The organism is Leptospira noumeaensis (assembly GCF_004770765.1).
Classification (GTDB): Bacteria; Spirochaetota; Leptospiria; order Leptospirales; family Leptospiraceae; genus Leptospira_A; species Leptospira_A noumeaensis.
In genome coordinates, this window is record NZ_RQFK01000011.1 from 193180 (window position 1) to 211817 (window position 18638).

The 18638-nt window shown below is 38.4% G+C and carries 15 protein-coding genes; 12 read left to right on the forward strand and 3 right to left on the reverse strand.

Translation table 11 applies throughout. The annotated features are described in order from the left end of the window. Window position 1: 1 nt before the first annotated feature. Together metX and metW are read left to right on the forward strand one after the other, a co-directional pair. Window positions 2-1138 (forward strand): homoserine O-acetyltransferase MetX, encoded by a 1137-nt coding sequence (metX, locus tag EHQ24_RS04090; RefSeq protein ID WP_135600415.1) that lies wholly within the window; start codon window positions 2-4, stop codon window positions 1136-1138. Then, complete coding sequence (metW, locus tag EHQ24_RS04095) at window positions 1135-1752, forward strand: methionine biosynthesis protein MetW (protein WP_135600416.1); 618 nt, start codon at window positions 1135-1137, stop codon at window positions 1750-1752. The genes metX and metW overlap by 4 nt, the downstream gene beginning before the upstream one ends. Before the next feature lie 408 nt (window positions 1753-2160). On the opposite strand, the gene ilvA is transcribed toward metW, so the two are convergent. Together ilvA and EHQ24_RS04105 are read right to left on the reverse strand one after the other, a co-directional pair. Continuing rightward, window positions 2161-3393 carry a threonine ammonia-lyase IlvA gene (ilvA, locus tag EHQ24_RS04100; RefSeq protein WP_135600417.1) on the reverse strand — a complete coding sequence of 411 codons (1233 nt, stop codon included), beginning with the start codon at window positions 3391-3393 and terminating at the stop codon, window positions 2161-2163. A 194-nt stretch (window positions 3394-3587) separates the two neighbouring features. Continuing rightward, window positions 3588-4436, reverse strand: a complete 849-nt coding sequence (locus EHQ24_RS04105) for a flagellin N-terminal helical domain-containing protein (protein ID WP_135600418.1) — start codon at window positions 4434-4436, stop codon at window positions 3588-3590. Between the two features lie 242 nt (window positions 4437-4678). On the opposite strand from EHQ24_RS04105, the gene ispH reads away from it, so the two are divergent. Genes ispH through EHQ24_RS04155 form a run of 10 tightly spaced genes read left to right on the forward strand, consistent with a single transcriptional unit; the run spans window position 4679 to window position 15881 of the window. Continuing rightward, the gene (gene ispH / locus EHQ24_RS04110) at window positions 4679-5626 is read left to right on the forward strand and encodes a 4-hydroxy-3-methylbut-2-enyl diphosphate reductase (RefSeq protein ID WP_135600419.1); all 948 of its coding nucleotides are present in this window, start codon (window positions 4679-4681) and stop codon (window positions 5624-5626) included. 1 nt (window position 5627) lies between these two features. After that, window positions 5628-7250, forward strand: a complete 1623-nt coding sequence (locus tag EHQ24_RS04115) for a sensor histidine kinase (RefSeq protein ID WP_135600420.1) — start codon at window positions 5628-5630, stop codon at window positions 7248-7250. A 48-nt stretch (window positions 7251-7298) separates the two neighbouring features. Beyond that, window positions 7299-8606 carry a response regulator gene (locus EHQ24_RS04120; protein ID WP_135600421.1) on the forward strand — a complete coding sequence of 436 codons (1308 nt, stop codon included), beginning with the start codon at window positions 7299-7301 and terminating at the stop codon, window positions 8604-8606. Next, a complete protein-coding gene (locus EHQ24_RS04125) occupies window positions 8599-8964 on the forward strand; it encodes a response regulator (protein WP_135600422.1) in 366 nt (121 codons plus the stop codon). Before EHQ24_RS04120 ends, EHQ24_RS04125 begins: the two co-directional genes overlap by 8 nt. Before the next feature lie 2 nt (window positions 8965-8966). Continuing rightward, window positions 8967-9338: an STAS domain-containing protein gene (locus EHQ24_RS04130; protein WP_135600423.1), complete on the forward strand. Its 372-nt coding sequence runs from the start codon at window positions 8967-8969 to the stop codon at window positions 9336-9338. After that, window positions 9338-11497: a chemotaxis protein CheA gene (locus EHQ24_RS04135; RefSeq protein ID WP_135600424.1), complete on the forward strand. Its 2160-nt coding sequence runs from the start codon at window positions 9338-9340 to the stop codon at window positions 11495-11497. The genes EHQ24_RS04130 and EHQ24_RS04135 overlap by 1 nt, the downstream gene beginning before the upstream one ends. A 10-nt stretch (window positions 11498-11507) precedes the next feature. Continuing rightward, window positions 11508-13844 (forward strand): methyl-accepting chemotaxis protein, encoded by a 2337-nt coding sequence (locus EHQ24_RS04140; RefSeq protein WP_135600425.1) that lies wholly within the window; start codon window positions 11508-11510, stop codon window positions 13842-13844. Between the two features lie 15 nt (window positions 13845-13859). Beyond that, entirely contained in the window at window positions 13860-14336 is a 477-nt protein-coding gene (locus EHQ24_RS04145) for a chemotaxis protein CheW (protein ID WP_135600426.1), read from the forward strand. Next, window positions 14336-14824, forward strand: a complete 489-nt coding sequence (locus EHQ24_RS04150; protein WP_135600427.1) for a chemotaxis protein CheD — start codon at window positions 14336-14338, stop codon at window positions 14822-14824. The genes EHQ24_RS04145 and EHQ24_RS04150 overlap by 1 nt, the downstream gene beginning before the upstream one ends. A 4-nt stretch (window positions 14825-14828) precedes the next feature. Continuing rightward, a complete protein-coding gene (locus EHQ24_RS04155) occupies window positions 14829-15881 on the forward strand; it encodes a protein-glutamate methylesterase/protein-glutamine glutaminase (RefSeq protein ID WP_135600428.1) in 1053 nt (350 codons plus the stop codon). Here the strand turns inward: EHQ24_RS04155 and EHQ24_RS04160 are convergent, their stop codons facing one another. Beyond that, a complete protein-coding gene (locus EHQ24_RS04160) occupies window positions 15882-18635 on the reverse strand; it encodes an ATP-binding protein (RefSeq protein WP_135600429.1) in 2754 nt (917 codons plus the stop codon). Between the last annotated feature and the right edge of the window lie 3 nt (window positions 18636-18638).

Genomic DNA, 18638 nt, shown 5'->3' on the forward strand with positions numbered 1-18638 from the left:
TATGCCTACCGCCGAACAGAACGAGTTTTCCCACGGATCCGTAGGCGTAGTACGTACTCAAATCATTCAATTTGACTCTTTGACTTTAGAGGGGGGTGAAACCATCACTCCTCTCGAAATTGCTTATGAAACTTACGGCACATTAAACGAAAAAAAAGACAATGCTATCTTAGTCTGCCATGCCCTTTCTGGCGATGCCCATGCTGCCGGTTTTCATGAAGGGGACAAACGACCTGGTTATTGGGATTTTTACATTGGACCTGGAAAAGCATTTGATACCAATCGTTACTTCATCATCTCCTCGAATGTGATCGGAGGGTGCAAGGGATCTAGTGGACCACTTACCATAAACGGAAAAAATGGAAAACCATTCCAATCAACATTTCCTTTTGTCTCCATTGGAGATATGGTCAACGCACAAGAAAAATTAATCAGCCATTTTGGAATTCATAAACTTTTTGCCGTTGCTGGTGGTTCCATGGGTGGAATGCAAGCCTTACAATGGTCAGTTGCATATCCAGACCGACTGAAAAATTGTATTGTGATGGCATCCTCTTCCGAACACTCTGCACAACAAATTGCTTTTAATGAAGTGGGAAGACAAGCCATCCTCTCTGATCCTAACTGGAACCAAGGTTTGTATACACAAGAGAATCGACCATCAAAGGGTCTCGCCCTTGCCCGAATGATGGGTCATATCACTTACCTAAGTGACGAGATGATGCGAGAAAAATTTGGTCGTAAACCGCCCAAAGGGAATATCCAATCCACAGACTTTGCTGTGGGAAGTTATTTGATTTACCAAGGAGAGTCTTTTGTTGACCGGTTCGATGCAAACTCATACATTTACGTCACCAAAGCACTAGATCATTTTAGTTTGGGTACAGGAAAGGAACTTACAAAAGTATTAGCAAAAGTTAGATGCCGATTCTTAGTAGTCGCTTATACGTCGGATTGGCTCTATCCTCCTTACCAATCAGAAGAAATTGTGAAATCTTTGGAAGTCAATGCAGTTCCCGTTAGTTTTGTGGAACTCAACAATCCGGCGGGACACGATAGTTTTTTATTACCGAGTGATCAACAGGATTCCATCCTTCGAGATTTTTTAAGTTCTACGGACGAAGGAGTTTTCCTTTGAACATCCATACAAATGAAACCTTGGGTTTAGATTTAAAGAACAGACCGGATATCTCTTACATTGCCAATTTGGTCAAACCCGGAGAAAGAGTTTTAGACCTTGGTTGTGGGTATGGAGAACTCATGTTAATCCTAAAAAACAAAGGGGTTCGTGTCCAAGGAATTGAAAAGGATGATAAATGTATCATCCAATGTGTTAAAAAAAGTTTATATGTGCATCATGGTGATATTGATGATGGACTCAAACACCATTTGGATCATAGTTTTGATTTTGTCATCCTCAACCAGACCATACAACAGACGTTAAATCCTGGTCAGATCATCAAAGAATGTTTACGAATTGGAAAACAAGTGATCATTGTATTTCCAAATTTTTCTCACTGGCAAATTCGTTCTTCCATCTTACTTAGCGGAAAAACTCCCGTTACGGAGCTTATGCCTTTCCACTGGTATGACACACCTAACTTACATTATTTATCTGGCAAGGATTTTGAAGACTTTTGTGATTTTGAAAGGATCAAAGTTTTACACCGAGCTTTTTTTAACAGGACAAGACAAATCAAACTGTTTCCGAATTTGTTTGCGACTCTTGCTTTATTTGTGATTCGGGCGTAAAAGATAGGTAGGATTTCTTCTGTTAGGAGAGGTTACAAGTTAGGGACTCGGTAGGTATACCATCCCCGCCCTATTCGAACTGGGTGGGGTTATCCACCCGCCACCCAATGACGCCTGTTTACCACATCCCACTTAAAAAGAAAAGACTCTTGCCAAAAGTTTCAATTTTATATTTAAAAAGTTCATAGTTATACAAAAGCCCGGCAATCACTCCGGGCTTTTAGCTGTACGACGATCATTCAATCATTATAACTATCGAAAGATTTCAAAAATCCTTTAGGGAATTCCTGAAATTTTAGCAAAAGAAATAAGAAAGATTTTTGGTAAAAAAAATATTTTCTAAAGTATCCAAAGATAGTAAATTAGCGGATCACCACCTAACTTAAAATATTCTATTAGATAATAAACCTATATCAGATATTCAAATAAATTTTCATCTTGGTTCACCAAAGTAAAGTTAAGGAGAAGGGAATCCATTCTCTCGAGTAAACTTTCGAAATCATCTCTAGATTTTAATTCAATACCAATTAGGGCAGGCCCCGATTCTTTATTGTTTTTTTGAATGAATTCAAATCGAACGATATCATCATTTGGACCAAGAATCTCATTAACAAATTGTTTTAAAGCTCCGGGTCTTTGTGCAAAACGTACTATAAAATAATGTTTTAATCCTTCAAATAGGAGCGACCTTTCTTTGATTTCTTGCATTCGATCAATATCGTTATTACCGCCACTAAGGACGCAGACTACTTTTTTCCCACGAATTTGATCGGCATATTGATCCAATGAAGAAATACTCAATGCTCCTGCCGGTTCCGCAACAATGGCATCTTCATTGTATAAATTCAAAATGGTGGAACATACCTTCCCTTCTTTTACGAGCAACATATCAGAAAGAACTTCTTTACAGATCGGAAAAGTGAGATCCCCTATTTTTTTTACCGCAGCCCCATCTACAAATTTATCGATTTTTTCGAGGGAAACGGGCCTTCCTTCTTTCAGTGCTTCTGTCATGGAAGGGGCACCGAAAGGTTCGACACCAATGATTTTTGTGTTGGGTGATTTTTCTTTAAAATAACTACCAACTCCAGCACAAAGCCCACCTCCACCAATGGGAACAAACACATAATCGATGTCAGACTCTTCGTCTAAAATTTCTTTAGCAACAGTACCTTGACCTTCCATAATTTTGATATGATCAAAAGGTGGGACAAAAACTTTGTTATGAGTTTTAGTATATTCTAAAGCAAAGGATTGGCATTCATCAAAAGTATCACCAACTAATATAATTTCGATCCAATTACCACCAAACATTTTTACTTGGTTGATTTTCTGTTTGGGTGTGATGGCTGGCATATAGATCACACCATGAAGGTTCAAAAGTTTACAAGAATAAGCTACCCCTTGCGCATGATTTCCGGCACTCGCACAAACCACTCCCCTTTCCCGTTCTTCCAAGGTTAAACTTTGGATTAAGTTGTACGCACCCCGAATTTTATAAGAACGGACTAATTGTAGATCTTCTCGTTTGATGAAAATTTTCGCGCCAAAACTTTCAGATAATTTGGCATGAAATTGAAGTGGAGTTTTCAAAACGATTGATTGGATCGCTTCGTAGGCAGAATCAATATCTAATTTCATAGAGTTTACTCACTATTTCAAATAAATAGAATGTTCCGTTTTTGGAGAATGAATTTATCTTTTGAAGTAAAAAAAGGAAAGTGATCAATGAAAAAGGGAGGTTTGAGTTTGGAGGGAATATCAAAAAAAGAAAATCGAGAAACCAAAGCCAGGGCCCCAACCACCCTGCCCGGCCTTTAGTTTCTCTTATCCTATTACTGGAGCAATCTCATCACTGACTGAGACTTCATGTTTGCTTGCGCAAGCATTGATGTAGCAGCCTGAGTTAAGATTTGGTATCTCGTGAAGCTGGTCATTTGTTCAGCCATGTCAGTATCACGGATACGAGACTCAGAAGCTTGTGTGTTTTCATAAGCATTCATAAGTCCTTTCGCAGCATGCTCCATACGGTTGTAATAAGCACCAAGGTCAGCTCTTTGTTTAGAGATCACTCTTAGGGCATCATCACAAAGTCCGATTACGGAGTTTGCTTTACCTGCAGTCGAAAGAGAGATGAAAGTAAGAACCGTAGGGTTTCTTAATCCCAATGCCGCAGTGTTCATTGTTTCAATGTACACGCGCTCTCTTTGGTGCATGTTAGCTCCAATATGGAACCACATACTAGCAGTTGGGTTGAGACGAGCGAAAGCTCCTGTAAGCAGTTTCATTTTGTTGAATTCTGCTTGAGAAGCGATACGATCGATCTCGTCCACTAGCTGTGAAACCTCGACTTGGATCTGTTGTCTATCTTCTTCCGAGTAGATACCGTTCGCAGCTTGCACCGCGAGTACACGAACACGTTGAACGATTTCGTGTGTTTCTTGAAGATATCCTTCCGCCGTTTGAATGAGGGACATACCATCTTCAGTATTCTGTTCTGCACGTCGAAGACCAGCAATCTGAGTTCTCATTTTCTCAGACACTGCAAGTCCAGATGCGTCATCTCCGGCTTTGTTAATACGCATACCAGAAGACAACTTCTCGATATCTTTGCTCAGGTTCGTGTCGTTAGACTTCAAAGTTCTGTGTGCAAAGATCGCACTTACGTTGTGGTTGATAATCATCCGGGTTCCTCCTTGAATCCGTTCCTTCGCAACTTGAAGTTTTTGCCTCAAGTCCGAAAAATTGATGAATTTTCGAAGAGGCCGTCCTTGGCCCTTTCATCAAGATAAGGATCGGTCATTCAGGTACGGAGGATAATAGGGAAAAAGAAATAAAATTTGAATAAAAATAGAACTTCCCCTTTTCTAAAATATGTCCTCCGAATTCTATGGAACTGGATTTCAGAAAAAGGCAGGCTTTTTACGTGTTAGAGACCATATATTTAGCGAACCCCCGAGGATTTTGTGCTGGAGTGAAGTATGCTATTTCTTATGTAGAAACAGCATTCCAAGAAAACCCTGAAAACCCTCTTTATGTTCGAAAAGAAATCGTCCATAACCAGAGAGTTGTGGAAGAAATGAAAAAAAAGGGAATTCGCTTTATTAGTGAACTGAGCGAAGTTCCAGACGGTGCCACAGTGGTTTTTTCTGCCCATGGTGTTTCCCCGGAAGTTGTGAAAGAAGCCACGGAACGTAAGATGAAAATTGGGGATGCCACCTGCCCCCTTGTCACCCGGGTGCACAAAAAAGCTCGGAATATCAAAGACACCCACCAAATCATCTACATAGGTCACAGAGGACATGACGAAGCCATTGGAACCATGGGAGAAGCTCAAATGTTTTTAGTAGAGTCCCCAGAAGATGTAGAAAATTTAAAAAATAAAATTTCCAATGATAAACCCCTCACTTATCTGATGCAAACCACTCTTTCTGTGGAAGACACAAAAAATGTAGTAAAAAAAATTGAAGAAGTATTTCCCTATGTCGAACATCCTCAAAAGGATGATATCTGTTATGCGACAACGGAAAGACAAGAGGCAGTTAGATCCATGTTGGATTCTGTGGATGCAATGCTCGTTATTGGTGCAGAAAATTCTTCTAACTCGGTCAGACTTTGCCAACTCGCTAAAAAAACAAGACCTGATAGTTTTCAAATTTCTCGTAAAGAAGACGTAAATCCCGACCATATCAAAAATTCTAAAATTAAAACTTTAGGAATCACAGCAGGTGCTTCCAGTCCACAAGTCCTTGTGGATGAAATTGTGGGAGAAATATTAAAACATTTTCCAGATGCAAAAGTATCTTTATTTCCCGAAAGCAGAGAAGATACAATGAGTTTCAAACTACCAAAGGAACTACTCAAACAATATTAAAATGCCTTTAGATGCTTGGTCACTACTAAAAGCCTCCCTAGAAGGAGATGATTCAGGCACAAGCATTCTATCCATTGATAAAACGACAAAAAAATTTGAGTTTATTTTGCGAAATAAACTCTTTGATACCTTAGAATTTGGATTCGATTTAAATAGTTTTCTCACAAAAAAAATAGAAAATTCTGATTTTTCTAGAGAACTAATCTACAAAACAGATGGAACCATCATAGAATCCCACTTTGGAAAATTCACTGTTCCTGAAGAAAGTAAAAACAAAGAATACACAAAGTTTTGTATCAAAGATATTACCGCCAAACAAAGACAAGAAGAAGATATTGCCTGGCGATTACGATTTGAAATTGGAGTTGCCTCTTCCATTCAAATTCTGATCCAACAACCTTCTATTAGAGAAGGATTACCTCACGCCCTCTATCAACTCCTATACTTTACGGAAATGGATTCTATTTTTTATCTTAAATATGAACCGGTGGAATCACAAACTAGATTCCAAATTTGGGTGAATGAAAGAAAATCTACGAAATACCCACTGCTACCCCAGGAATGTCAAAATTCAGATTGGTATGAACTCGGACTCACTCGTTGGGTTCATAAACTAAAAAAAGAAAAAACCATTCACTTAACAAAAGAAAGAGCTCTAACTCGAGAAAAATGGTTCTTTGACCAAACACAAGCCGAAACCCTCCTTCTCATTCCCGTTCTTTTTGAAAATCAATTCCTAGGTGTTATGGGTTTTTTAAAATACAAACCAAACTCTCCGATCAAACAAGAAAACCTTTTGATTTACCAAACTGTCAGTCGGTGGATGGGCCTTTTTGTCCAAAGAGATTTGGACCTCATGGAAATCAATCGTTACAAATCCACCTTAGAGTCGTTAGTTTTGGAGCGAACACTAGATCTCACAAAAACCAAAGACGAACTGGAGAGAGCCTATCGTGCCAAAACTGAATTTTTAGCACATATGAGTCACGAACTCAGAACCCCATTAAACTCAATTATTGGATTTTCCAAACTCATCCAAATCCCAGATTCAGACAGTACCGGAAAAGAATACCTAAACTACATTTACACGGGTGGGACAAGACTCTTAAATATGATCAATGAGATTTTGGGTCTGATGAAAATTGAGTCGGGCCAAATCAAAATCCAATTAACAACGTTTAAACCAGAAGATCTATGTCGCCAAACTTTAGAATTAATCCAACCACAAGCTAACGCGAAAGGGATGGACATTCGTTTCAAACCCCCTTTGCAGTCGAAAAATCTAACCTCAGATTCCGGAAAAATCCAACAAATCCTCCTAAACCTTCTTTCCAATGCGATTAAATACTCAAATCAAGCGTACATTGAATTTGATTGCCATTGGGAACTGGACAACTTGGTCATTTCTGTTCGTGATTTTGGGCCCGGGATCTCCGAAGAGGATCAAAACCGCGTTTTCCATACCTTCACCCGGTTAAACGACGATGGCAATATAGAAGGAACAGGGTTAGGATTGTCCATTTCTCAGGGTCTTGCGGTAAGACTCGGAGGGTATATCGAACTTACCTCCCAACTCGGCCAAGGATCGAATTTTAAACTCAAGTTACCTGAATTAATAAAATAAAGGAATTGAACCCTGTAGGATTCTCCCTTATGATTTCCGATAATCTATATGGTGGAATCGAACTTAAATCCAAACAGTGCCACGTCTACACGGACGAAGGAGTCCCAAAGACGACCGAAGGAACCAATCCTCATTATCGAGGATAAAAAAGAAAATCAAGTCCTTCTTGAGGCGATTTGCAAACGGATTGGAATGGAAACCGAAATTGCAGAGGATGGAAAAGTGGCCCTCGAAATGGCATCCCAAAAGCCGTATAGCCTATATTTGGTGGATTTAATGATGCCTGTGATGGATGGGAAGTCTTTCATCCTAGAAAGAAAAAAATTAGAACCTTCCGCAGTTTTTATTGTTCAAACAGCAATTGACCAAATTGATGAAATCATCGAAATCATGAAACTCGGTGTTTATGATTACCTTTTAAAGCCACTTCATGTAGAAATTGTTTCTGATCGTTTGGAAAAAGCATTAGAATACGTCTACTTAAAGCGAATGGAATCTGTTCTCATTGATGAGGAATCGAAAGAGTTAAAAAGCCAACTGGAGTGGCTTAACTACAAAGAATCCCATAGAAAAACAAACGAAGTCAATTCAGAACTCTACTCAATCCTCAATCTAAAAACTACTTTAATGCAAGGATCTGGCCTTGGAGCCATGTCGACCATCATCGATTCGATCCAACAAATCAAAGTAGACCAAGGTAAAGATTATCTCATTAACAAAGAGTTTTGGGATTTGTTATTCGAAAACCATGAACATAATATGGCAATGATGTCTGGACTTGACCTAGCGGTTGATATCATCCAAAACAACGCTAAATTAGTTAGAAGAAAAAGTGAAGAGTTACTCCGAATTTTACCATCTCTTGTTGAGTCCTTTAGAGCAGAAATAGAAGAACGAGAAATTAAAGTAAATTTGCCCGTGATCAAACAATCTGTATATTTAGATTTCGATATAGAATCGATGAAACTTGCCATCCATGAAATCATCACCAATGGATTAAAATACTCCAAAAAAAAATCACATTTTGATGTATTTGTTACCTTTGTGGATGGATACTTTTGTTTGTCAGCCAAAAACAATATTATTGAAGACGAATATGCAAAACAACTAGCTCATTCGGAAAAAAGACTAATTGAACCTTTTTATCGCATCCACCCACCTGTCGAAAGTTTTTACTCGAAAGAAAAATTCAGTTTAGGCCTTGGTTTGACGATGGTTGATTTTATCCTTCACCGACACAATGGAATGTTTTTCATTCGTAATGCCATTGACCATACAACAGAAGTCAAAGCTGACTGTATCATTGCCGAAATATTTTTACCAATTCAAAACGAAAAGGAAACAAAACATGAATAGAAAAATTCTGATTATCGATGACTCTGCGGTATTTCGCAAAATCATCTCCGTCCATTTAAAAAATGCAGACTTTGATTTGATTGAGGCCGGTGATGGTATCGAAGGTTTGAAACAACTAGAAAGTAACGAAGTTGATTTGATTGTGTCGGACATGAATATGCCGAATATGGATGGAATTAGTTTTGTAAAAAAGGTCAAAGAAAATCCGAAATACAAATTTACACCGATCATTATGTTAACCACCGAATCCCAACCAGAAAAAAAACAACAAGGAATGGATGCCGGTGCAAAAGCATGGTTAACCAAACCATTTTCACCAGAAGAGTTATTGGATACTATTTCTAAATTATTACCATAACCATGGAACCAGTCCAAACACTTAGAGAATCAAATTCTGGTTTTGAAATTATTTGGCAAGGGTATCTCACTGTACCTTTTGTCAAAGAATGGAAAAATTTATCTGACGTTTGGACAAATACAAAAGGAAAAATCATCCATCTGGACTTACAAGGAATTGAACGAATTGATACCGCAGGAATCCAACTTTTAGTTTATTTAAAAGAATTCAGCCAGTCAAATCACTACTCCTTCCATTTAAAAAACCACTCTCTTGCAGTGCTAAAAGTTTTGGATTTGCTTGGCCTTGTGAGTTTTTTTGGAGATCGTGTTAAGGTAAAAAAAGAGCATTCAAACGAAGTTGAATTTAAATATGGCACGAGGAAATTTAGTTAATGGATTTAACAGAGGTTATAGACGCCTATTTAGTTGAATCTGATGAATTCCTTCGGGATATGGAGGCAATTTTACTTCGTACAGAAGTTTCTACTCCTTCAGATGATGACTTAAACGCAATCTTTCGTGCTGTTCATACCATCAAGGGGACAGCGGGAATGTTTGGATTTGAATCCACTGTAAAATTCACCCATGTAGTGGAAAATTTATTAGATGGACTACGTTCTCACAACATTCCTTTCCAACAAGAATTAACAGAAATTTTATTACATGCAAAAGACCATTTATCTTATTTAGTTTTTGAAGAAACAAAAGGTAAAATTACAGAAGAGAAAATTAGTTTCGGTAATTCTATTTTAGAAAAAATGAAACCCTTTCTAAAAGAATCAAATGGAGAAGTCCCGACAAAAACTCAGGAAATTACTCCTTCTACTGAATCTAAACCAACGAAATCAAATTCTAGTTTTGGAATTCCAGGTTACCTGATTTCCTTTCGACCCAATCGGAATGTATTTTCACAAGGACTAGATCCAATTTCCTTTATTGGGTATTTAAAAAAAATAGGAACGATTCGTTCTTTAAAAACTGTATCGGAAATTACAAACAACCTAAACGAGTTTGATCCAGAAAATTGTTATTTAGGTTTTGAAATCCACTTTGATTCAAATTACGATTTAGAAACTGTAAGAAAAGTATTTAACTTTATTGAAAGTGATTCCTTTTTACATATCCTTCCTCCGGGTGCCGGAATCGAAGATTTGTGTAACCTTTCAGGGCAACTTCCGGAAGAGGAAATTTTACTTGGTAATCTTTGGAAAGAAATTGGAATACTAACTGATATTAGTTTAATTACGTATTTAGAAGAATTGAAAACTCTAAAAACAGGAATCGTTTCTACTGCCAATCTTTCAAACGTTACCTCTCCACCCGGATCGACACTTGAACCAACACAAGGAAATACGGCAAACCAATCCGCAAAAGATACAAGTAAATCGTCCACCATCAAAGTTGATTCCAAAAGAATCGACAATTTGATCAATCGTGTTGGGGAACTTGTAGTTTCCTGTGCCAATATGAACCAACTCATTGGAAATATGGATGATTCAAACTTACAAGAATCATCAATCCTTGTGATGAGACTCTTAAATGAAGTAAGAGAAATTTCCCTCAAACTCCGGATGGTTCCTATTGGAGATAGTTTTCAAAAATATACAAGAACCGTCAGAGATCTTGGAAAAGAACTAGGCAAAGACATTCGGCTCATCACAGAAGGGAACGAAACAGAACTGGATCGTAATATTGTCGATAAGTTAGGCGATCCACTGACTCATTTAGTCAGAAATGCATGTGATCATGGTTTAGAAACCCCCGAAGAACGAGAAAAAAAAGGGAAAACAAAACAAGGTACAATCAAACTAAATGCCTATCACGAAGCAGGAAGTGTTGTTATCGAAATCACAGACGATGGAAATGGTATCCAAAAAGAAAAGGTATGGCAAAAGGCTATTGATAAAGGGTTAGTTTCGGGACCAATGCCTGATTCGGAAGAAGAAGTATTTCAACTTCTATTTCATCCTGGACTTTCCACAGCTTCGCAAATTACCAATGTTTCTGGTCGTGGTGTAGGCCTTGATGTTGTTTTACAAAACATTGAATCCTTACGAGGAAACATCACTGTAAAATCTACACCTGGTAAAGGCAGTGCATTTATCTTGCGGTTACCTTTAACACTCGCCATCATCGATGGATTTTTAGTAGAAGTTGGCAACAATCAATTCATCATACCGATGGATATGGTTCTAGAATGTTTGCACTTTACAGAAGAAAACAGAGCAGAAACAAACCAATTTTTTCCACTTCGAGGCAGTTTGATTCCTTACCTCCGTTTAAGGGATTATTATCCATCCGAATCAAATGACAAGAATTTACGCGAAAATATCGTAATTGTTCGGAACGGTGAAAAAAAAGCAGGGATTGTGGTCGAAAGACTTCTCGGCGAATACCAAACAGTCATCAAACCAATGGGTTCTGTTTTTCGACATGTAAAAGGTGTTAGTGGATCTAGTATTTTAGGAAGTGGGAATGTGGCTCTGATCATAGACATCCCTTCTCTTTTTGAAAGAACGATCGCTTTAGAAAATGAAAGATTAAATCAATAATGAGGATGATATGAAAAATAATAAGATAAACACGAAACTAATCGTTTTTTTCCTTACGGGATTACTATTTTCGATTTGGACATCAGTGTATTCCTGGAGAACATTCTCAAGTTCTTTCCCTACAGAAGAAACAACCAATGCTCATTTAAAAAAAATGGGAAAACTGGAATCTGCTTGGAACTTGAGTCAATCGATCCAATCAGATCTTGTGGCCCTCCTCGGATCCCCTGACATTGACAAAACCTTGGTAGCAAAGGTAAAATATGATTTGGAAAAATTATCCTCTTCACTGGAACCAATGGCATCGGCACCAAATTCCAATGAAGAATCCGCCGTTTATAAAAATTTCCAATCAGAAAAAGAAGAATATATTTCTGCTGCAAAGATTTACATCGCAGATCCAGAAGACCAAACAAAAAAAGAACTTCTAAAATCTTCCTTACCTTCTTTATGGAAAGTTTATTCCAGTTCTATTTTTAAACTGAATGCACAACTTACCAAGGATGGTATTTTAGATATTGCAGAAAGATCCACCTCTGAAAAAGGAAACCTCATCCCCATTTATCTTTCTAGCGGATTCTTTCTTATCATCATAGCTTACCTACTTTTTACTTTGTTAAAACAAATTGAAAAACCAATGAAAGATGCAATCCAAATCAAAACCGCTCTGGACTGTGTTTCAACCAATGTTATGATAGCTGATTTGGATTTAAATGTGGTATATATGAATAAATCCATTCATTCTATGTTTGCAAAATCAGAAAACGAAATCAAAAGACAACTCCGCAATTTTTCACTCAAAGATTTAATGGGTAGCAATATTGATGGATATCATAAAGATCCAAGCCACCAAAGAAAACTTTTAGCTACGTTTACTGCCGAATACAAAAGCAGTATCACCATTGGTAGCCGTGAGTTTAATTTAATTGCAAATCCAATCATCACAACTACCGGGGAAAGATTAGGAAGTGTTGTGGAATGGGCGGATGTAACGGAAGCCAACGCAAACGCGAAAGCAATTGATAGGTCGCAAGCTACAATTGAATTTTCAATGGATGGAACCATTACCACCGCAAACGAAAACTTTTTAAAAGCAATTGGTTATAGTTTGAGTGAAGTCAAAGGCCAACACCACAGAATGTTTGTAGATCCACAAGAAGCAAATTCAGAAGCGTATCGGCAATTTTGGGCGGCTCTTGGCCGAGGAGAATTCAAAGCGGCAGAATACAAACGAATTGGTAAAAATGGAAAAGAAGTTTGGTTACAAGCGACTTATACACCTATCAATGATGCCAATGGAAAACCATTTAAAGTCATTAAATATGCGACAGACATTACCGAACAAAAGAAAATCAACCTGGAAACGGCAAGAATTGTGGATGACCTAGTCATTGGACTGGCCGCTTTAGAAAATGGAGATCTCACCCAACTCATTACCAATGAATATGATGGTGGATTTGCAAAACTAAGAGATTCTTTTAACAATACTTCCAAAAAGTTAGTAGAGATCATAAACGACGTCAGAACTAATACGGATGCATTAGTCAATGCCGCAGATGAAGTAGCATCAACTGCTAGTACACTTTCTCAAGGCGCCAGTGAACAAGCAGCCTCAGTGGAAGAAACATCTGCTTCTTTAGAAGAAATGGGAGCCTCTATTGATCAAAATGCAGAAAATGCAAAACAAACTGATACCATTGCAACTAAATCTGCTAAAGATGCAAAACAAGGTGGTGAAGCGGTAAAAAATACAGTATCAGCGATGAAAGAAATTGCGGATAAAATATCTATCATTGAAGACATTGCTTATCAAACCAACTTACTTGCATTAAATGCTGCTATCGAAGCAGCAAGAGCAGGAGAACACGGAAAAGGTTTTGCGGTAGTTGCCTCTGAAGTAAGAAAATTGGCAGAACGGTCTCAAAAATCAGCAAATGAAATTGGAAGTTTGGCTGGTAGTTCCGTTCAAATTGCTGAATCGGCTGGTAAACTCATCGAAGAGATTGTACCTGCGATCAATAGAACAGCGGATCTTGTCCAAGAAATCACAGCAGCAAGCCAAGAACAATCCTCCGGTGTGAACGAAGTCAACAAAGCAATGGGACAACTTGACCAAGTCTCCCAACAATCAGCAAGCGCCTCAGAAGAGTTAGCTGCCATTGCAGAAGAATTACAAGCCCAAGCAGAAAAACTCCTCTCTTCTATTAGTTTTTTCAAATTAGGGAAACAAGGGAATTTTCCAGCAGCTTATGATTCTAAAATAACAAAATCATCGGGAAAACAAAGTACTTCGAATCCAAGAAAGATGGATTCCGCAGACGAAACAAATAAGTTCCAAAAGTATTAAGGGAGGATATCCATTATGCAGGAGCTCCAATACTTAACTTTTCTCCTTTCCGAAGAACTTTTTGGTCTGGGAATTTTATACATCAAAGAGATCATTGAATATGAATCAGTGACTCATGTCCCGATGATGCCCGATTACATTCCAGGTGTGATCAATCTCCGAGGGAATGTGGTTCCGGTGATTGATTTAAACGCACGGTTCTACAAAAAGAAAACAGAAACCAACCGTAAAACCTGTATCATCATCACAGAAGTAAAAATGGAGAATGAAATCATTGATGTGGGTCTCCTCGTGGACGCGGTCAATGAAGTAGTCGACATTACCCCTGAGTCCATTGAAGAACCGCCAAGTTTCGGTTCAAAAATTCGCCTCGATTTCATCCAAGGATTAGGGAAATTAGAAAACAAATTTGTCATCATTTTAAAAGTGAACCAAATTCTGGAACTTTCTGAGTTACAAGCCATTCAAGAATCTTCGTCCAATGTTTTGTAATGGAACCACCAAAGGAAGTCATTGATAGGTTTTTGAATCCAGGCGATATATTTTTCGGAGGTTCTGATTTTAGAGTTCGAACCTTACTCGGATCTTGTGTATCCATAATTTTATGGCATCCAAATCGACAGATCGGGGGAATGTGTCATTACCTACTTCCAAATCCGGCAGACATTCATTCCAGTAAAACACATAAATATGGAGTGGATGCTTTCTCCTATTTTTTATCTGAAATAAAAAAACACAAAACTACGCCGAAAGAATATTATGCCAAAATTTTTGGAGGATCCAATATGTTCTTACATGAAGAAAGGGAAATTCTAAAAGATAGTTCCAATAGTTTAGTAGGCACAAGAAATGCAGACTTTGCTAAAAAAATTTTAGAAGAAAATGAAATCAAAATCATTTCTCAAGATACCGGTGGGAATGTATCAAGAAAAATATATTTTACTGTTTGGGACGGTGAAGTATGGGTAGAAAAAAAGTAATTTTATGAAAAAAATAAAGGTATTTGTCATCGATGATTCAGCTGTCGTAAGACAGGTATTAGCTGAAATTTTCAAAACAGATTCTGTTTTCGAATTTTTAGGAAGTGCTTCTGATCCAATTTTTGCTCTGGATAAAATGAATAATGATTGGCCAGATGTCATTGTTTTAGATATCGAAATGCCAAGAATGGACGGGTTGTCCTTCCTTAAAAAAATCATGTCCGAGAGACCAACTCCCGTTGTAATTTGTTCCACCCTAACGACAGAAGGTTCGGACACTGCAATGATTGCCATGAGCCTAGGTGCTTGTGAAGTCATCACTAAACCAAAAATCGGATTAAAAGATTTTTTACATGAATCTACGATTGAACTGACGGATGCAGTTTTAGCTGCCGCTTCGGTTTCTTTAAAAGCATTACCAAACCCTTCGGAAAAAAAGGAATTTTCAGTCAAAACCGATAAAAAACAAGACATCTCACAATTACATGCAACGGAAAAAATTGTCGCGATAGGTACTTCGACTGGAGGCACCATCGCATTAGAAGAAGTTCTAACAAAACTCCCCAGAGACAAAACGCCGGGCATTGTTATCGTCCAACATATGCCAGAAAAATTTACTGAAACTTTTGCCAAACGATTGGATTCCATTTGTGATATTAGTGTGAAGGAAGCAAAAGATGGAGACCGGGTTGTGAGAGGACTTGCTCTCATTGCTCCAGGAAATCACCATATGACAATTAGGCGCTCTGGTGCACAGTATTATGTGGAAGTGACAGATGGCCCACTTGTCAATCGACATAGACCTTCTGTGGATGTACTTTTTCGTTCAGTTGCGAGACAAGTTGGGAAAAATTCGAAAGGAATTATAATGACAGGAATGGGTGATGACGGAGCGTCCGGCCTACTCGAAATGAGAGAAGCGGGGGCAGAAACCATTGCCCAAAACGAAGAGACTTCTGTTGTATTTGGAATGCCCAAAGAGGCAATTAAGAAAGGAGGAGTGAATCACATCCTCCCTCTCACTGAAATTTACAAAACAATTGTGGGTTACGGTTAATTAACCGAGACCCAATTCTTTTGTTATCTTTACTTTTCTAGCTCGAATTTCTTCCGGAGATTCTTCCTTCAAAATTTCATCTGGTTTGATTTTAAAGATAGGTTGTGCTTTTGACACAATTTTTCCATCTGAATCTACCATTAGATTTTTTACGATGGTTCCACTCACAGGAGCAAGGATTTTGTTAAACATCTTCATCACTTCGATGATAAAGAGAGGTTGTCCTGCTTGGAAATGTTCCCCTTCACTTATGAGCATAGGAAGATTAGGAGCTTCTTTTGAGTAGAACATTCCACCCATAGGAGCCACAATTTCATCCCCAGACATTTTTGGTGGAGGATTTAGTGTTTTGATAAACGCATCTCTTGTGTCTTTGTTTTTGAATTCATCAGGAACCACTCCGTCCAAATCAGCATTCACATCCAAACCAAAGAAGTTGGATTTGATACCAATTTTAGGCAGAAGTAAAAGTGTTTCAAGACCCGCTTGGAAACCATTATGGCTAGCAACAGAGGCATTCCAAAGATCTTCAGAAAGAGATTTCGATGGATTTTTACCTTTAGCCAATGCATCCGATAAATCTTTCCAAGAACTAAGGCCAGTTCTTGTAGAAAGTTCAGAATAAAAAGCTTTGGCTTCTAAAAGTAAACTTGCATCATGATCCCAAATTTTTTCAGAACTTGGTTTTTCTTCCGTTGTATCTAAATTCAAATAGTAATACAAAGAATCCAAAAATTGAATTGGGTTTTCGTTGAAAGTCACACCTGACCCAGTCCGAGTCCAAAGTTTTCCGTCAAAGTATCCGAGGAAACCACCAAGAAGGTGTGGGTTGGCAAGAAGTCGTTCCATAGGACGAATGACAAGAGTCATCTTTTTGTTTAGGATTTTTTTAAGGTCAGCATCGGCGGCCTTAGTTTTTTCCGTCCATAGATACTCTAAATCAAGATCACTAATGATGGATTGTAAGGCACCAATCCCGGCCAAATAGGAAATCATAAACGCAGTGGATGGTTTGAACATCGCATCCTTACCTAAAATCCACTGGATGAGTCCGTAGTGAACAAGTAAGTTCGTTTCGAGATTTTGTCCCCTAAGTTCTGTTTTGCGAAGGATGTTTCCTAAAATTTCTAGGTTTTCTGTTCTGCTAGTTCCATAAGAAACAAGTAGAGCCACGTTTGAGTCGTAAGCACCCGCTAGGTTGTAATGAACAAAGGCACCTGTGTCTGGGTTACGAGTACAAATCCCTTGGTCATCTCGAATTTCTTCAGGAAGTGCATTTGACCAGTTTTGGATGATTCCCCCTGCGTGAGGTTGGAGCGCACGGTTTGTTGCATTGATCCGAACTTCCGCACCAGATACATTGCGAACAATACGTTCTGGCTTAGGAACTCTTGGTCCATGAATGGAAAGAACGGCCATTGCTTCCACAAGAGAATCAATATAGAAAAAATCATTCGGATCATTTGGATTGGTGAACTTCATTTTGTAAACCATCTCAGTCACCCGGTGTTCCACCTGGATCCTTGTGTTTACTTCCATAAAGAAGAAACTATTTCCTTCAACGATACACTCAAAAGTAGAAACAGAGTTTAGGCGAATTGCCTTTCCAAACACTTCTGCTTGGTGTTCCATATCTTTTAAAGTTTGTACATCTTTATCAAGGATGGCCGCTTTTTTGGCATTCGAAGAACGAACGAGGTCGGCTTCCTTTTGTAACAACTCAACCGTTTGCGAAATTTCCAAAAGTTTTTGTTCGTGCATTTGCAAAGAACAATCACGACCACCAAGGGACAAAGACCACTCTCCGTTACCGATGAGCTGGATTTCGTTATGGCGTGTATTTTCAATGTTAAGTTCAATTAGGAAGTTTCTGTTGGAACCAACGGCAGTGACTTTTGATTCTGCTAGGATTTCCATAACAGCAGCATCAATTTCGGATTTTTCACCGATAACACGTTGTCCCTTTCCACCACCACCACCGATGTATTTGAATCGGATTCGTTTTCCAGGATACTTTTTCCAAATCTCTTCACAGAGGATGGCAGATTCTTTTTGTAAGTCTGGAATGGATGTGATGTCTATGGTTTTTTCGTAAGAAAGTTGGAGTAAATCTTCTGCATTGTCTTCCAATGCACGAGCCTCGTTGAAAGAAAAGTTTATGTTATTTTCTTTAGCAACTTTGAGTAGTCCGTCTTTTGAATTACCTGTTTTACGAAGTAATGCAAGGGCAGTGATGTTATCAACCCCCGGAGTTACCGATACATTCAGACTTCTTGCGAGTTTTTTTGCTTCGTCTTTGGCACCAGCACCTTTTGCCACATGGGAGCTTGGTCCCATAAACGTGATCCCAGCTTTTTCAATCGCTTCTATGAATTCAGCATCTTCTGCCATAAATCCGTAACCGGCAAAGATATGAGTGTATCCATTGTCTTTAGTGATTCCAATGATTTGGCGGATTCGTTGTTCTTTTTCTTCTTTTCCTGCACCCATATAGTCAGGAACTCTGTGGATGTTTTCTGGGAATCGAAAGTTACGAAGTTCCGGAGCCAGGGCTTTTGGATAAACGATGGAATCTTTTTCAGATAATAAAATTCCATATTCTTTCACACCAATTGCATCAAACACATCCATGGTTTCCTTACGAACAGGGCCACGGCATACGATGAGGCATTTGATTGATTCCACAGTAAAGGAACGAATCCATGCGGACTCGGACTCTTGGAACTGAATGCGTTTTAAATTCTTATCTAACATGGA

Excerpts from the sequence above, each read along its gene's own strand:
- EHQ24_RS04160 (WP_135600429.1), bottom strand. The coding sequence starts at position 18,635 with ATGTTAGATAAGAATTTAAAACGCATTCAGTTCCAAGAGTCCGAGTCC.
- EHQ24_RS04105 (WP_135600418.1), bottom strand. The coding sequence starts at position 4,436 with ATGATTATCAACCACAACGTAAGTGCGATCTTTGCACACAGAACTTTG.
- EHQ24_RS04120 (WP_135600421.1), top strand. The coding sequence starts at position 7,299 with ATGGTGGAATCGAACTTAAATCCAAACAGTGCCACGTCTACACGGACG.
- EHQ24_RS04125 (WP_135600422.1), top strand. The coding sequence starts at position 8,599 with ATGAATAGAAAAATTCTGATTATCGATGACTCTGCGGTATTTCGCAAA.
- EHQ24_RS04155 (WP_135600428.1), top strand. The coding sequence starts at position 14,829 with ATGAAAAAAATAAAGGTATTTGTCATCGATGATTCAGCTGTCGTAAGA.
- metX (WP_135600415.1), top strand. The coding sequence starts at position 2 with ATGCCTACCGCCGAACAGAACGAGTTTTCCCACGGATCCGTAGGCGTA.
- EHQ24_RS04135 (WP_135600424.1), top strand. The coding sequence starts at position 9,338 with ATGGATTTAACAGAGGTTATAGACGCCTATTTAGTTGAATCTGATGAA.
- ilvA (WP_135600417.1), bottom strand. The coding sequence starts at position 3,393 with ATGAAATTAGATATTGATTCTGCCTACGAAGCGATCCAATCAATCGTT.
- EHQ24_RS04115 (WP_135600420.1), top strand. The coding sequence starts at position 5,628 with ATGCCTTTAGATGCTTGGTCACTACTAAAAGCCTCCCTAGAAGGAGAT.
- EHQ24_RS04140 (WP_135600425.1), top strand. The coding sequence starts at position 11,508 with ATGAAAAATAATAAGATAAACACGAAACTAATCGTTTTTTTCCTTACG.
- EHQ24_RS04150 (WP_135600427.1), top strand. The coding sequence starts at position 14,336 with ATGGAACCACCAAAGGAAGTCATTGATAGGTTTTTGAATCCAGGCGAT.
- EHQ24_RS04130 (WP_135600423.1), top strand. The coding sequence starts at position 8,967 with ATGGAACCAGTCCAAACACTTAGAGAATCAAATTCTGGTTTTGAAATT.
- EHQ24_RS04145 (WP_135600426.1), top strand. The coding sequence starts at position 13,860 with ATGCAGGAGCTCCAATACTTAACTTTTCTCCTTTCCGAAGAACTTTTT.